The 15,112-nt window shown below is 43.5% G+C and carries 16 protein-coding genes; 15 read left to right on the forward strand and 1 reads right to left on the reverse strand.

The annotated features are described in order from the left end of the window. Positions 1 to 142 precede the first annotated feature (142 nt). The 3 genes from PCAR9_RS10155 to bfr (PCAR9_RS10165) all read left to right on the forward strand — a co-directional run bounded on the left by PCAR9_RS10155 (position 143) and on the right by bfr (PCAR9_RS10165) (position 2,792). The gene (locus tag PCAR9_RS10155; RefSeq protein WP_179983498.1) at positions 143 to 1,714 is read left to right on the forward strand and encodes a cation:proton antiporter domain-containing protein; all 1,572 of its coding nucleotides are present in this window, start codon (positions 143 to 145) and stop codon (positions 1,712 to 1,714) included. A 134-nt stretch (positions 1,715 to 1,848) separates the two neighbouring features. Next, a complete protein-coding gene (bfr, locus tag PCAR9_RS10160) occupies positions 1,849 to 2,325 on the forward strand; it encodes a bacterioferritin (RefSeq protein WP_014949586.1) in 477 nt (158 codons plus the stop codon). Then, entirely contained in the window at positions 2,325 to 2,792 is a 468-nt protein-coding gene (gene bfr / locus PCAR9_RS10165) for a bacterioferritin (protein ID WP_014979359.1), read from the forward strand. The genes bfr (PCAR9_RS10160) and bfr (PCAR9_RS10165) overlap by 1 nt, the downstream gene beginning before the upstream one ends. 157 nt (positions 2,793 to 2,949) lie before the next feature. Here bfr (PCAR9_RS10165) and PCAR9_RS10170 read toward each other — a convergent pair whose 3' ends face one another. Beyond that, on the reverse strand, positions 2,950 to 3,429 hold the full coding sequence (locus PCAR9_RS10170) for a hypothetical protein (protein ID WP_179983499.1): 480 nt from the start codon (positions 3,427 to 3,429) through the stop codon (positions 2,950 to 2,952). Positions 3,430 to 3,658: 229 nt separating this feature from the next. On the opposite strand from PCAR9_RS10170, the gene ccoN reads away from it, so the two are divergent. From ccoN to PCAR9_RS10230, 12 genes are all read left to right on the forward strand, one after another. Further along, positions 3,659 to 5,092: a cytochrome-c oxidase, cbb3-type subunit I gene (gene ccoN, locus PCAR9_RS10175; protein WP_014949589.1), complete on the forward strand. Its 1,434-nt coding sequence runs from the start codon at positions 3,659 to 3,661 to the stop codon at positions 5,090 to 5,092. Positions 5,093 to 5,107: 15 nt separating this feature from the next. Beyond that, a complete protein-coding gene (gene ccoO / locus PCAR9_RS10180) occupies positions 5,108 to 5,713 on the forward strand; it encodes a cytochrome-c oxidase, cbb3-type subunit II (protein WP_014949590.1) in 606 nt (201 codons plus the stop codon). Position 5,714: 1 nt separating this feature from the next. Next, a complete protein-coding gene (locus PCAR9_RS10185; RefSeq protein WP_014949591.1) occupies positions 5,715 to 5,876 on the forward strand; it encodes a cbb3-type cytochrome oxidase subunit 3 in 162 nt (53 codons plus the stop codon). A gap of 16 nt (positions 5,877 to 5,892) precedes the next feature. Further along, the gene (gene ccoP, locus PCAR9_RS10190; RefSeq protein ID WP_014949592.1) at positions 5,893 to 6,846 is read left to right on the forward strand and encodes a cytochrome-c oxidase, cbb3-type subunit III; all 954 of its coding nucleotides are present in this window, start codon (positions 5,893 to 5,895) and stop codon (positions 6,844 to 6,846) included. Between the two features lie 230 nt (positions 6,847 to 7,076). Continuing rightward, positions 7,077 to 7,556: a FixH family protein gene (locus PCAR9_RS10195; protein ID WP_179983500.1), complete on the forward strand. Its 480-nt coding sequence runs from the start codon at positions 7,077 to 7,079 to the stop codon at positions 7,554 to 7,556. Continuing rightward, on the forward strand, positions 7,556 to 10,006 hold the full coding sequence (locus PCAR9_RS10200) for a heavy metal translocating P-type ATPase (RefSeq protein ID WP_179983501.1): 2,451 nt from the start codon (positions 7,556 to 7,558) through the stop codon (positions 10,004 to 10,006). The genes PCAR9_RS10195 and PCAR9_RS10200 overlap by 1 nt, the downstream gene beginning before the upstream one ends. Before the next feature lies 1 nt (position 10,007). After that, positions 10,008 to 10,238, forward strand: a complete 231-nt coding sequence (ccoS, locus tag PCAR9_RS10205; RefSeq protein WP_179983502.1) for a cbb3-type cytochrome oxidase assembly protein CcoS — start codon at positions 10,008 to 10,010, stop codon at positions 10,236 to 10,238. Then, positions 10,225 to 10,884, forward strand: coding sequence for a sulfite exporter TauE/SafE family protein (locus PCAR9_RS10210; protein ID WP_179983503.1), 660 nt, complete (start codon positions 10,225 to 10,227; stop codon positions 10,882 to 10,884). The genes ccoS and PCAR9_RS10210 overlap by 14 nt, the downstream gene beginning before the upstream one ends. 45 nt (positions 10,885 to 10,929) lie before the next feature. Further along, positions 10,930 to 11,670 carry a fumarate/nitrate reduction transcriptional regulator Fnr gene (gene fnr / locus PCAR9_RS10215; protein ID WP_179983504.1) on the forward strand — a complete coding sequence of 247 codons (741 nt, stop codon included), beginning with the start codon at positions 10,930 to 10,932 and terminating at the stop codon, positions 11,668 to 11,670. Between the two features lie 292 nt (positions 11,671 to 11,962). Continuing rightward, positions 11,963 to 12,886, forward strand: a complete 924-nt coding sequence (uspE, locus tag PCAR9_RS10220) for a universal stress protein UspE (protein WP_179983505.1) — start codon at positions 11,963 to 11,965, stop codon at positions 12,884 to 12,886. 233 nt (positions 12,887 to 13,119) lie between these two features. Further along, a complete protein-coding gene (gene ttcA, locus PCAR9_RS10225; protein WP_179983506.1) occupies positions 13,120 to 14,073 on the forward strand; it encodes a tRNA 2-thiocytidine(32) synthetase TtcA in 954 nt (317 codons plus the stop codon). Further along, positions 14,074 to 15,099 carry a patatin-like phospholipase family protein gene (locus PCAR9_RS10230; RefSeq protein ID WP_179983507.1) on the forward strand — a complete coding sequence of 342 codons (1,026 nt, stop codon included), beginning with the start codon at positions 14,074 to 14,076 and terminating at the stop codon, positions 15,097 to 15,099. It begins immediately after the preceding gene. Positions 15,100 to 15,112: the final 13 nt, after the last annotated feature.

The following is a 15,112-nucleotide window of genomic DNA, read 5'->3' on the forward strand; positions in this document are numbered from 1 at the left end:
TAGCTGCGAAAACAAGTCATTACATGCTAGTCTACTAGCATTAAATTAGTGTGTTTACCTACTATCTGTAAATAGTAGGTTATAGATAATGTGACCTGTTAGGGGTAACGGATTTTACGTTCAACATTTTGAAAGGTAATTCATGGAGTATGCATTTCTTCTTTTCGCATTTATATGTGGCTTATCAGTAAAACTAATTGGCATTCCTCCTCTTGTCGGCTATTTGGTTGCAGGTTTTTTATTAAACTTTGCAGGTTACACACTCACTGAAGATTTAACACAAATAGCCAATTTGGGTATTACCATTATGCTATTCACCATCGGCTTGAAACTCAACATCCGTGATTTAAGTCGTCGGGAAGTTTGGGCGGGAAGTGTTTCACATACCTTAATATGGGTGGGCGTTATTACCTGTTGTGTTTATGCAATAGGTGCGGTTGCCGCCAATTTCGTTGACGGACTTACTTGGAAAAGTGCTGCGCTTATCGCTTTTGCACTCAGCTTCAGTAGTACCGTGTGTGTAGTTAAAGTGTTAGAAGAAAGTGGCGAAAGTAAAACACGCCACGGCCGCCTTGCCATAGGCATTTTAGTTATGCAGGACGTTTTTGCTGTTATCTTTCTTGTTGCAGCAACCGGAAAGCTCCCTTCAGTGTGGGCGCTCGCCTTGTTAGCCTTATTCCCAGCAATGCCAATCATCAATAAAATGATTAATAAATCTGGGCACGGTGAATTGCTACCGCTTACAGGGTTTATTCTCGCGCTCGGTGGCTATCACTTGTTTGAGTTAGTTAACATCAAAGGCGATTTGGGCGCACTTATCTTCGGTATCATGCTGGCGCAACACGAAAAAGCGTCAGAACTTGCTAAGTCACTTCTTAGTTTCAAAGACCTATTCCTCATTGGTTTTTTCCTTACCATAGGCCTTACCGCCCTACCCGATCTGAGCATGGTTCTTCTCGCTATTGTGTTCTGCGTGTTTATACCGTTAAAAGCTGCACTGTTTTTTGGCTTATTTACTTCTCTGCGCCTTCGGGGGCGAACTGCGTATTTAAGCAGTTTAGTGCTTTCAAACTACAGCGAGTTTGGGCTTATTGTCGGTGCACTGGCAGTTTCCCTAGGGCTGTTAGAAAACACCTGGCTAGTGGTTATTGCTTTGGCCGTTTCCATCTCATTTGTGATTACCAGCGTGCTTTATCGTAATTCACATTCTCGATATCACAAGCATAAGCACACCATTAAGCGTTTCGAGAAAGAAGAACGTTTAAAAGAAGATATTTATCCGACACTTCATAATGCAGAATTCTTAGTGTTAGGCATGGGACGTGTTGGACGCGGTGCTTTTAATGCACTATCCAAATTAACTGGTGTTAACGTGTGGGGAATGGATGCCGATCGCGTAAAAGTAAAAGAAATGGCAGATGAAGGCTTTAATGTAATTTGCGGCGACGGTGAAGACGTAGATTTATGGGATAATCTAGATATCAAGCAAGTAGAGCTTGTCCTTCTTGCTTTACCTTCTATTCAAGATTCAATCAACATTACGCGACAACTCAAAAACGCAGGTTACACTGGCAAAGTTGCTGCAATTGCGCGCTATGAAGATGAAGTATCTCATCTTTTAGAGAACGGCGTTGATAAAGTGTTTAACTTCTTTACTGAAGCAGGGCTAGGTTTCGCAGAAGAAAGTCTTGCTTACGCCCACACGCAACGGTAATGCTGTTCTAAATGCGAACAATGGATGAATTGAGAAACGTTATCGTTTGTAAGCAACTGTTTTAAAAAGACTTTTTTGACAACCTCACTCATCTAGACTAAACTTCACGCAAATACGTTAATAGGGTTTACACAATGCAAGGTGATAAACAAGTTGTTGCGAAATTGAACGAAGTACTGACAAGTGAACTTACTTCGATAAATCAATACTTTCTGCACGCTCGTATGTTCAAAAACTGGGGTTTTTCTGAACTTAACGAAAAGAATTATAAGAAGTCTATCAAAGACATGAAACAAGCGGACGATCTCATCGAGCGCATTTTATTTCTTGAAGGCCTTCCTAACCTCCAAGCATTAGGCAAGCTATATATCGGTGAAGATACCGTTGAAATGCTGTCATGTGATGCGCGTTTTCAAAAAGAGCAGCTTCCACTACTTCGCGAAGCCATCGCGTTGTGCGAAGAGAAACAAGATTACGTTTCTCGTGATCTTCTTGAAGACCTTCTTGAATACGAAGAAGAGCACCTGGACTGGATTGAAACGCAAGAATACCAAATTGATGCAATGGGTATTGAAAATTACCTACAAGCGCAAGTAATGGGAGATGACTAATGAAAGGTAACCAGGCAATTATCAATGGCTTAAATGAACTACTCTCTTACGAGCTAGCCGCCATGGATCAGTATTTCATTCACTCTCAGATGTACCTAGATTGGGGTTTGAATAAACTTTATGAACGCATTGATCATGAATTTGACGATGAACGCGGTCACGCCACTAAGCTAATTGAACGCATGCTGTTTTTAGAAGGCACGCCTGATATGACAAAGCGTACAGGCTTTAAAGTAGGTAAAGACGTACCTGAAATGCTTGAGAGCGATTTGCGTGTAGAATATGAAGTTGACGCAAAGCTGCGTGAAGTCATCGCACTTTGCGAAACTGAGAAAGACTATGTTACCCGGGACATGCTTATTGTTTTATTAGACGATACAGAGATGGACCATGCACACTGGCTAGAACAGCAGCTGGGTCTTATCAAGCGTCTAGGGCTTCAAAACTATTTGCAGTCGCAAATGTAAGGTATATGCCTAACGCTTCGGCGATCAGTTGACATTTAATAAATAGGCCGCCTAATCTTCGAATTAGGCGGCCTTTTTTATATTAGTCTAATAACACGCTATTAGCTTCACAGCTTTGGTTGCGGACTTTCAGTTTATATAAATGACAATTTTTTAATTACTGTTGGGTGACAAAATACAGATAGCTGGGACTGTCCATACCTTCTACATTCAGTCGCAACTGCCATTTCATCACGGGTTCACTACAGCTACCCAACATAAACCAGCCAGACCACTTTCCTTTACCGTCACTATCTAACAGCACTGGAATTTTGCCCATATACATATTTACGCCTTCAATCCACGCGCTTTCAATATTCTTCCCTTCGGGAATTATAAGTTTAACTGTTACTGATTCTTCGGGTTCTGGCATGGTTGAAAAGGATGCTATCGCAAGCTTTTCATCAATTAAGAATTCGCAAGTTTCATTGACAAAGTTGCAGCTATTTCCTATTCCATTAACGACGCTCGTGTCTTTTAATGCCGATGACTGGAATTTATGTGCAAGGTATACACACACAGCTACGATAATAATAGCCACTAGCGGCAGCTGCGAATGTAAAATTTTTGATCGTTTATTGTTATCGTTATTTAGCATTTCTTAAATTTTGTGTATTTCTTCATTGATGGAGATCAAGCTTACGTAGTTTATGGTATCTTTTTGTAATTAAAAACCTTATCATCCGCGTACCAACTGGCTTGGAGACAATAATTATTACTCTTTCCGAGCTCGGTGTGAAGCGTTATTCCTTAGCTGATACACGTCTCGACCGTACTATTCCGGCAGTTGGAGACCATAGTTCATTTGAAGTGGAAGATTCATTAAAATGAGTGAAATAAGCCAAGCACAACCTGACTACAATTATAAAGTAGTTAGGCAATTTACCATCATGACCATAGTCTGGGGTATCATTGGTATGGGCCTAGGGGTATTCATTGCCGCGCAATTATTTGCACCTATGCTTAACTTTGACACACCATGGCTAACATTCTCACGTTTGCGTCCGTTGCACACTAATGCCGTTATTTTTGCCTTCGGCGGCTGTGCGCTATTTGCAACGTCGTACTACATCGTTCAGCGTACCTGCCAGGTAAGACTGTTCAGTGACAAACTTGCCGCATTTACCTTTTGGGGTTGGCAAGCCGTAATCGTTTTAGCAGTTATCACCCTGCCTATGGGTTTAACTAGCTCGAAAGAATACGCTGAACTAGAATGGCCAATTGATATCCTTTTGGCACTGGTTTGGGTCGCTTATATCATCAACTTCTTCGGAACCCTAGTAATCCGTAAAGTTTCGCACATCTATGTTGCAAACTGGTTCTTAGGCGCGTTCATGTTAACTGTTGCAATTCTTCATATTGGTAACAGCATGGCTATTCCGGTATCTTTCACTAAATCGTATTCACTGTATGCAGGCGCAGTAGACGCTATGATGCAGTGGTGGTACGGCCATAACGCGGTAGGCTTTTTCCTAACTGCGGGCTTCCTTGGTATGATGTACTACTTCGTACCTAAGCAAGCTGGTCGCCCGGTTTATTCATACAGACTTTCAATTGTTCACTTCTGGGCACTGATCTCTCTGTATATCTGGGCTGGTCCTCACCACCTTCACTACACTGCCCTACCAGACTGGACTCAGTCACTAGGTATGGTGATGTCTATTATCCTATTCGTTCCATCTTGGGGTGGTATGATTAACGGTATTATGACGCTATCTGGCGCGTGGCATAAACTTCGCACCGACCCAGTATTGCGTTTCCTTATTGTTTCGTTGTCTTTCTACGGTATGTCTACCTTCGAAGGCCCAATGATGGCAATTAAGACCGTTAACGCACTATCACACTACACTGACTGGACAATTGGTCACGTACACTCTGGTGCACTAGGTTGGGTTGCAATGGTTTCAATTGGTTCAATTTACCACTTAATTCCTGTGCTATTCGGTCAGCGTGCAATGTACAGCACCAAGCTTGTTAATGTGCACTTCTGGTTCGCAACTATCGGTGTTGTTTTATACATCGTAGCAATGTGGATGTCTGGTGTACTACAAGGTCTAATGTGGCGCGCAGTAAACGCTGACGGTACTTTGACCTACAGCTTTGTTGAGTCATTGGAAGCGTCTAAACCTTTCTATGTGGTTCGTTTCATTGGTGGTTGTTTCGTGGTAGCGGGTATGCTTGTTATGGCATACAACACATGGAAAACCGTTCGTGCACCTAAAGGCAGTATCGCTGCAGACCCAGCGACTCAGCCGGCGTAGTAAAGGAGACGAATAATGAAAAACGCACATGAGTTAATTGAAAAGAACGTCGGTCTGTTAACGGTATTAATCCTTATCGCTATCAGTTTCGGTGCCATGGTTCAAATTACGCCGTTGATGTTTCAACAGCAAACCATGGAACCGGTAACAGGCTTACGTCCATATACCGCGCTTGAGCTTGAAGGCCGTGATATCTACATCCGTGAAGGTTGTGTAGGTTGTCACAGCCAGATGATCCGTCCATTCCGCGCTGAAACAGAGCGTTATGGTCACTACAGCGTTGCTGGCGAATCAGTATGGGAGCACCCTTTCCTATGGGGTTCTAAGCGTACTGGTCCTGACCTAGCACGTGTTGGTGGTCGTTACAGCGACGAATGGCACCGAGTTCACCTGCTTAATCCTCGCAACGTGGTACCAGAGTCGAACATGCCAGGTTTCCCTTGGCTTGCGGAAAACACGCTTAATGGCGAGTTAACAGCTGAAAAAATGGAAGTATTCCGTGGATTTGGCGTTCCGTATACCGACGAAGATATTGCGGGTGCGAAAGCGGCAGTACAGGGTAAAACGGAAATGCAAGCCCTTATTGCTTATCTACAATCTCTTGGCACACATTTGAAATAATATGGACCAGGGAATTGTAGGCAGCATTTTTACTGTCATCGTCTTTGTAAGCTTCATCGGTGTTGTATGGTGGGCGTTTAGCAGCCGCAACAAGAAAAAATTCGATGAAGCTGCGAACCTAGTGTTTGCAGACGAAGAAAAAGAAAAATCAAAAGAAGATTAGCAGGAGTCTCGAACTCATGAGTATGTTTTGGACAATTTGGATTTCAGTGATAACCCTAGGGTTGATCATTGGTTGCTACTTCCTTCTTCGCTGGTGCCTGTCTAACAAGACTGGCGTAGCTGAAGGTGAGTCAATGGGCCACGAATTTGATGGTATTGAGGAGTTGAACAATCAACTTCCTCGCTGGTGGACAATTATGTTCTACATGACCATCGTTTGGGGCTTTTTATACCTAGCGCTTTATCCTGGCCTAGGTGCGTATGAAGGTATTTTAGGTTGGAAGAGCTCTAACCAAAATATTCAATCGCTAGAAGAGTCAGCTCAAGCGCGTATTGACGCTAAAGAGCAAGGCTACCTGGTAGAATATGACCGTGAACTAGACTTTGCAGCTGAAAAGTTCGACCCGATCTTTGAAGCGTATGCACAAGTTCCTGTTGAAGAACTGGCTAAAGACCCAGAAGCAAACAAAGTAGGTCAGCGTTTGTTCCTACAAAATTGCTCTCAGTGTCACGGTTCTGATGCACGTGGTCAAAATGGCGGCTTCCCTAACCTAACAGACAACGACTGGTTGTACGGTGGTTCAGGTGCGAAAATCGTAGAAACTCTTACGCTTGGTCGTAAAGCAGCTATGCCAGCATGGCTAGATGCTATGGGTGAAGACGGTATCGAAGAAGTGGTTAACTACGTACTTAGTTTAAGCGGTCGCGATGTGGACCCACAGCTTGCAGAAGCAGGTAAAGCACGTTTCGCAGCGTGTGCGGCTTGTCACGGTATGGACGGTAAAGGTAATCAAGCACTTGGTGCACCAAACCTTACTGACAATATCTGGCTATACGGCGGCAGCCACAGAGCGGTAACAGAAACGCTTACTTACGGTCGTAACGGTGTAATGCCTTCATTCAAGAAAACCTTGGGTGATGACAAAATTCACGTTGTTGCAGCGTATGTTTACAGCCTTTCAAATGATTAATGATTTAAATCATTAAATATCTTAAAAAGCCTCGTTACTACGGGGCTTTTTTTATGAGAATATACAGCCATATAGACAGTGCCATTACGTACAAATTTAGTGCGCTGTAGGTGAGAATTACCAACACCATATTTATCGTTATTATGCAGTTCGAATACGGCTGTCCACTAGTAATAATAGATATGTTGTTAGCGACCTTGCTAGTGAAGTAAAGACGAGTAAATAATTAAATGAATAGACCCTGGTATAAAGAATTCTGGCCCTGGTTTTTAATTGCCGTACCTATCATTACCCTGATCATGGGCGGCGTGTTGTTAAACCTTGCTATTTCTACTGAAGATAGCCTTGTTGTAGACGATTACTACAAAGAAGGTAAAGCAATTAATGCACGCTTGGACAAAGAGGCAATCGCCCGCCGTTTAAATATTACTACCGATTTAACCATCGAAGACGGTAGCATCGCGCTGCAGTTCCATTCAGGCATTCCTCAAGAAGGTAATGCGGTTAAGCTAAGCTTTTATCACGTCACGCTTGAAGAGCGTGATGTCAGCGTTTTACTAAGTCGCGACGCTAACGGTATTTATCGCGGTTTTATTGAAGAAAACCTAGACGGTAAATGGCGCATATCGCTCACACCTATTGATGATAGCTGGAAAATTCAAAACACGGTCTATCTACCCCATACTGGTATAATGAAGTTCAATCCATAATGACAAAGCACGATTGTTACCATTGTGGGCTGCCTGTAGCAGCCGCAGACGATGGGAAATTCACTACTGTCATATTGGGGCAACATCGGGATATGTGCTGCCCAGGTTGTTTAGCGGTAGCTGAAGCTATTGTTAACAATGGTTTAGAAGACTATTACCAGTTTAGGACCGAACCTGCACAAAAATCTGATGACGGTATTTTAGAAACACTAGATAAACTCAAAGTCTATGACGACCCTTCCCTTCAGGAAGAGTTTGTGTTTGAAGAAGGGCAAGATAAGCAAATTCAGCTGACACTTGAGGGTATTACATGTGCTGCCTGTGGCTGGCTTATTGAAAAGCAATTATCGAAAGTTGAAGGCATTAAGCAAGTAGCTGTAAATGTTCAAGAGCGTCGGGCTTTAGTTACTTGGTCACCGTTTCAAATTAAGCTTAGCCAAATTCTCTCTACGCTGAAACGTATCGGCTATATTGGCTCTCCATTTCACCCTGATGAGCACGAAGCCAGCTATAAACGCGAACAAAAGACCTTTCTTAAGAAGTTAGGGCTAGCAGGTATCATGACCATGCAGGTGATGATGCTAATGACGGGGCTGTATTTTGATTGGTTTGGCGCCATCGAATTAGAAACACGACAGTATTTTTACTGGGTTGCCCTTACACTCACCACCCCGGTTGTACTGTATTCTGGTAGCACCTTCTATGTCGGTGCAGCTAAAGCGCTAAGCGCACGAACAGTTAATATGGATGTACCTGTTACGCTTGCCATATTTGGTACCTATATTGCCGGTATTCGCTCTACCATGCTAGAACAAGGCGAAGTGTATTTCGAATCCATTTGTATGTTCATTTTTCTGCTGTTGCTTAGCCGATTCTTAGAACATCGCAGTCGACACAGAGCGGCGCAGATTTCTGCCAATATGATGCAGTATGTTCCTGTGTCAGCGACTAAATTAATGCCAGATGGCAGCGTTACTGAATGCTTAGCAAAGCAACTAAAAGTGAACGATGTAGTGCTAGTTAAGCCCGGTGAGACAATTCCCATTGATGGGCTGGTAACAGAAGGTAACGCTGCGGTTGATGAGTCTATGCTAACGGGTGAATTTAACCCTGTGCGCAAGACAAACAACAGCGTTGTATATGGTGGTACCGTATGTCAGGACGGCAGCCTTACCATTACTGTTACGCAAACACTTAAAAATGCGCTGGTAAATCAAATTGTGAGGCTTCAAGCAAGTGCGATGGCCAGCAAACCCAAGGCCGCGCAAATAGCCGATAATTTTTCTCGATATTTTGTGACTGCGGTACTGCTGATTTCAGCGTTAACCTACACCTTTTGGGCCTATAACGGCAGTGTTGATGCATTTTGGATCACCATTTCGGTGCTAGTAGCAACCTGCCCTTGCGCCTTAGGGTTAGCCACACCATCAGCGCTCACTTGCGCTATGGCGAAATTAAACAGACAAGGCATTTTGCTAAAGCGAGCCGATGCTCTTGAGCAAATAACTGGCATTGACACTATCGCGCTCGACAAAACCGGTACGCTTACACAAGGTAAGTTCACTATATCAAACGCCTGGTATGCTGACGGCGTAGACAGCGACAGCGCGTTTTCCATTGCACGCGCACTTGAATCTCGCTCTGAGCACCCTATTGCTAAAGCCTTTAGCGGGGATAAAGCCTTTAGCGATAATAAGGCCGTTAGCGGTGATAAAACGTCAAACGGCAACACCATACACAAAGTGTCCAATTTTACAGTCACGCCAGGTGGTGGAATTAGCGGTGAAATTAATGACACACTATTTTGCATGGGCTCAGCAGCATTCAGTGTTCACGAATCACAGCAATCATTTATCGAGGGTTACCCCTCGGCTAATGTGTTTCTTACCGTCAAAGGCCGTATTATGGCGGCTTTTGAAGTTCGTGACTCACTGCGTGACGATACCCAAGAAACCCTCGATATATTGGCAAAAAGTCATACCCTAGCTGTATTAAGCGGCGATACACAGCAAAACGTCGACTCCCTAACGAAACCTTTACCAATTTCCACCGCTAAAGGGGGCCTTACCCCAGAACAGAAATACGAAACGGTTCAAGCTATGCAGCAATCGGGCTCCAAGGTAATGATGATGGGCGATGGTATTAATGACGCGCCAGTGCTTGCTAGTGCCGATGTAGCGATAGCAGTAGGTAATGCGACAGATGTTGCGAAGACTGCTGCCGACGTGATATTGCTAGGCGACCAGCTACTTTCTGTGCCGGAGTTAATTAAAACCTCGCACCAAGTGAAACAAAAAATAAGACAAAATATTGGTTGGTCGTTAGGTTACAATGTGCTGATCTTACCCTTCGCCGTAACAGGCCTGCTTTCACCGTGGATGGCGGTTGTTGGAATGTCATTAAGCAGTATCATAGTAGTGACAAACTCTACGCGACTTCTGGGCAAATAGTATGAGCATAATTTACGTTTTAATACCAATCGCGATCATCATAGTAGCTGTGGCAATTGTGATATTCTTCTGGGCGGTTAAAACCAATCAGTTTGAAGATTTAGACCGTCAGGGTTACAGTATTTTGTTTGATGATGACCTTCCGCCTGAGGAAAAAAAGCTCGCTGAGCAACGCAAGCAATTTCAGGATAGTAAAGTAGATAAAAGCCAAGAGTCGCATGGAGGGGATTAATTATTTCTCAGCCTTTCTTATCGGCTTAGCTGGCGGTGTTCACTGCGTGGGCATGTGCGGGGGTATAGTGGCAGCGCTAAGAATGGTGTCACCAAAAGGTGCTTCAGCATTACCCTATACCCTAGCCTACAATATAGGACGTATAGCAAGCTACACCATCGCTGGCGCGCTAACTGGGGCGCTTGGAAAAATAGCCGCCGACTACGTGCCCCTTGCCAACTATGCCCTATCTTTGCTTAGCGGCCTTATGCTGTTGTTGCTAGCCTGTTATTTAGGTAAATGGTGGACGGGTTTAACGGTATTGGAAAACGCTGGAAAAGGATTGTTTTCTAAACTGCAGCCATTATCTAAGCGTTTTTTACCGTTCAAAACCCCTTTTAGCGCTATCCCTTATGGGTTTATCTGGGGCTGGTTACCTTGTGGATTAGTGTATTCAACACTTACTTGGTCTTTGGCTGCGGGCAATGCAGTACAAGGCGCCGCCGTGATGTTTTTCTTCGGTTTAGGTACTTTGCCAACGCTACTCGCAGCAAGTGCAGGCAGTCAGTATATTGTTAGTAGTTTTCAAAACAGTCACGTTAGACAACTCATCGCAGTAATAATGGCCATATATGCAGCCTATCTTATTCATGGCGCAATCGTTTAAAAATAGGTGTATTATTGTCGTGGGGTCTTTATAAGAGCAAGCATTATGAGCAAAGGAAGCCAATTTTCTATTCACTGTCAAAACTGTAGCTTTAGTCACCTGTGTTTACCCGTTGCACTAAACAAAACAGAAATTGAATCTCTTGACGATATAATCGAGCGCAAAAAGCCGCTTCATAAAGGCGATACGCTCATTCAAACTGGCGATAAATTTCGTTCCCTTTTTGCGGTAAGAACAGGTTCTTTTAAATCATTTGTAACTAATCAAGAAGGTGAAGAGCAAATCACCGGCTTCCACTTCCCGGGTGATATTATTGGTTTTGATGCCCTGCGTGAAAGTAAGCATCAAAGTTACACTTCTGCGCTAGAAACCGCCATGGTGTGTGAACTGCCTTATGACACACTTGATGAAATGTCGGTTCAATTTCCCAAACTACGCCATCAGATCATGAGCTTTATGAGCGCTGAGATAAAACAAGATCACGACATGATCATGCTTTTAAACAAGCGTACTGCTGAAGAGCGTTTGCTGTATTTTATATCACACCTTTCCCAGCGTTTTGAAGAGCGTGGCTTTTCGCACAGAGAGTTTCACCTAACTATGACCCGAAACGAAATCGGCAACTATTTAGGCTTAACGATAGAAACCATTAGCCGTCTATTAAGTCGTTTTCAGAAGGAAAACATTATCAAGGTAGACGGTAAATTGATCTCTATTTTGGATTTTGACCGGTTAAATACCAAGCTAGAGGCGTTAAATGGCCCTAGCGTAGTTTGTAACGGTTAATTTATTCTTCTTTTATCTTAAGCGCGCTACATGCGCGCTTTTTAGTTTTAATCTTTAAAATTTCACTGTATTCCCTTAGTGAGTTACACAATATCCATCCATTGAGCATGAAAGCTCCCGTAAAATTCAGTGTAGCCTTTTTTGTTTATCAACGAATTATTTACGCCTTGATCCAAAACAACTCACGTTTTTTTAAATGTCGTTTATAGTTAATGTAAATGGTTTTTATAAACTGTTTTGAAAAAATATCGATGTCGACAGCCATACAAAGCTTTGTAGTTGAGGAGACGTTATGATTGAGTGTAAACGAATTCTTGCCGTGGTGGACGCGGAACGCGACAACCAGCCTGCCCTAAGCCGTGCCTATGAACTTGCATCAAAAACCGGCGCCACGGTTACCGCTATGATGGTGGTATATGATTTGTCTTACGATATGACAACCATGCTTAGCCCCGACGAACGTGAATCAATGCGCGATGCCGTTACAAAAGAACACGCCAAATGGCTATCTGCCCAGCTAAAAGAACAAGGCTTTTCAGAGACCGATATTGTGGTTGAGTGGAACAACCGTGCTTATGAGTCGATTATTTATTACGCCCTTAATAACCAAATCGACTTAGTAGTAAAAGCTACTAAAAAACATGACGACCTTGCCTCAGTGATCTTTACACCTACGGACTGGCACTTAATGCGCAAATGCCCTCGCCCTGTTCTACTCGTGAAAGAACATGATTGGCCAGAAGGCGGTGAAATCATTGCTGCAGTGAACGTAGGGAGCGAAGATGATGAACACGCTGCACTAAACGACAAGCTTACATTAATCGCGAATGACTATGCGTCTTTGCTGAAAGGTAACGTTAATTTAGTCAACAGCTACCCTTCAACACCACTCAACATTGCCATCGAAGTGCCGGAGTTTGACCCAGACACGTATCACGATGCGGTAAAAAACCATCATATGAAGGAAATGCGTAGTCACGCACTCAAATACGGTATACCAGATAATAAATGTGTGGTGAAAGAAGGCTTACCTGAAAAAGTTATCCCACAAGTAGCAAAAACACTCGATGCAGAGTTAGTTGTAATAGGCACAGTGGGACGGGTGGGTATTTCAGCAGCGCTTATTGGCAATACTGCCGAACACGTTATCGATGAACTGAATTGTGACGTATTAGCAATTAAGCCTGATGGATTTGAATCACCGATAACCGTGTAGTTAACGACTTAATTGCGCTTGCATATCAAGACACTTGGTGGCGATAAATGGCGAGTCGGCGATGGGCGTTTTTCATAAAAAACTGCGCATTTAGCGGTTAAAATCTGGGGCTTAGCCACATACGCTTTAATCAGTACTTAACGTTTCTGGATAAATTTAACCACACAGCCATAGTCTCGAAAAGGCGCTTTAATGTATAATGGCGCCTTTATCACAAACCAAGCTAGTTAATTATGAGTTTAGGCACAAGCAGTGCTGACGCGCCGACGTTAAACGCCGCGCAAAGTAAGCAAAAGTACAACTTCAACAAACTTCAAAAACGACTTCGTCGCAACGTGGGTAAGGCCATTGGCGATTTCGGTATGATTGAAAACAACGACAAGGTCATGGTGTGTTTATCTGGCGGTAAAGACAGCTATACCATGCTTGATATTCTATTGTTTTTAAGGAAGATTGCGCCTATTCATTTTGATATTATTGCGGTAAATCTTGACCAAAAGCAACCTGGTTTTCCCGAACATATCTTACCCGAGTACTTAGACAGCATTGGCGTTGACTACAAGATTGTAGAAGAAGACACCTACTCTATTGTTAAAGACAAAATTCCTGAAGGGAAAACGACCTGTTCGCTTTGTTCTCGTTTGCGTCGTGGTATTTTGTACCGTACAGCGAAAGAGTTAGGCGCGACTAAAATTGCATTAGGTCACCATCGTGACGACATGCTAGAAACTTTCTTCTTAAATATGTTTCATGGTGGTAAGCTAAAATCTATGCCACCAAAACTGGTTAGTGATAACGGCGAACATATTGTTATTCGTCCACTAGCTTACTGTAGCGAAAAGGACATTTTGAAATATTCACAAGCCGCTGAGTTCCCAATAATTCCGTGTAACCTTTGTGGTTCACAGGAAAATCTACAGCGTCAGAATATCAAAGCAATGCTTCAAGACTGGAACCGCCGTTTCCCAGGTCGTATTGAATCAATGTTCCGCGCGCTTCAAAACGTGGCCCCTTCACACCTTGTAGACAGTAACCTTTATGACTTTAAGTCTATTGCCACCCAAGACGGCCCCGTTGCAGATGGTGATATCGGATTTGATGAACCTTCTTTTACTACAGAAAATAGTGCAGATCTTAACGATGAAGATAACGCTATCGAGGTAGTAAATATTATGGAACCAAAGTAAATGAAAATTGGACTTGCGTTAGGTGCCGGTGCCGCAAGGGGCTGGACTCACATTGGTATAATTGAAGCGTTGGAAAAGCTTGGCGTTAAAATTGACGTTGTAGCTGGTTGCTCGATCGGTGCTTATGTTGGCGCTGCCTACGCAAGTGGCAAGTTAGAAGGTTTAAAAGAATGGGCCTGTTCGCTTAGCGACTGGCAGGTGCTCGCGCTTATGGGTGTAGGGCTCAGGCGAGGCGGCATTGCTAGCGGACAAAAAGTTTTTGACAAGCTTGCTAGCGAGTTTTGTGTTTCCTCGTATGAAGAAATGCTTAAGCCCTTTGCAACAGTGGCGACTGACCTATATACAGGACGTGAAGTGGTATTTAATTCAGGTCCTATTGGCGACACCATTCAAGCATCTTGCGCTATTCCGGCACTTTTTACGCCCGTGGCACATGGTGATCGCTGGTTAGTAGATGGCGCAGTTGTTAACCCTGTACCGGTTAACCTGTGTCGACAGTTAGGCGCAGACTTTGTAATTGCAGTTAATCTTAACGCCGATTTTCGCCCGCTTCGATTAGAAAAGTTAAGGCAAGATCACGAAGAAAACCAACGTAAAACCGAAGACTTTTTTACTAAAAGCCAAAACGTATTGCGTCAATGGTTTTCGCCAGACAGTAAAGATGACAAAGCATCAGAGGAAAATGAAGAGCAGCTTCAGGTTAATGCTTCTGATGATGTGAAGACTGAAGAAAGTATCGCGACCGATGTTATTGAAAAAGTCGAAGAAGAATTTACCGAAGTTCCTGCAAAGGTGAATAAGCGAAACCCACCAGGAATTATGAGCGTAATGAGTAGCTCACTTGAGATACTTCAAGCCCGCGTTACCCGTTCACGTTTAGCCGGCGATCCGCCAGATATACTTATCGAACCTCAGCTTACTGATGTGGGTATTATGGAGTTTCATAGGGCGGAAGAACTGTGCGCAAAGGGCGAAGAAACCATCGCGCGGGTTGCTGAGCAAATTAGGTATCAGTTGCTAACCTGATACCTAATTGTCC

The sequence above is a fragment of the Alteromonas macleodii genome, assembly GCF_903772925.1.
Classification (GTDB): domain Bacteria; phylum Pseudomonadota; class Gammaproteobacteria; order Enterobacterales; family Alteromonadaceae; genus Alteromonas; species Alteromonas macleodii_A.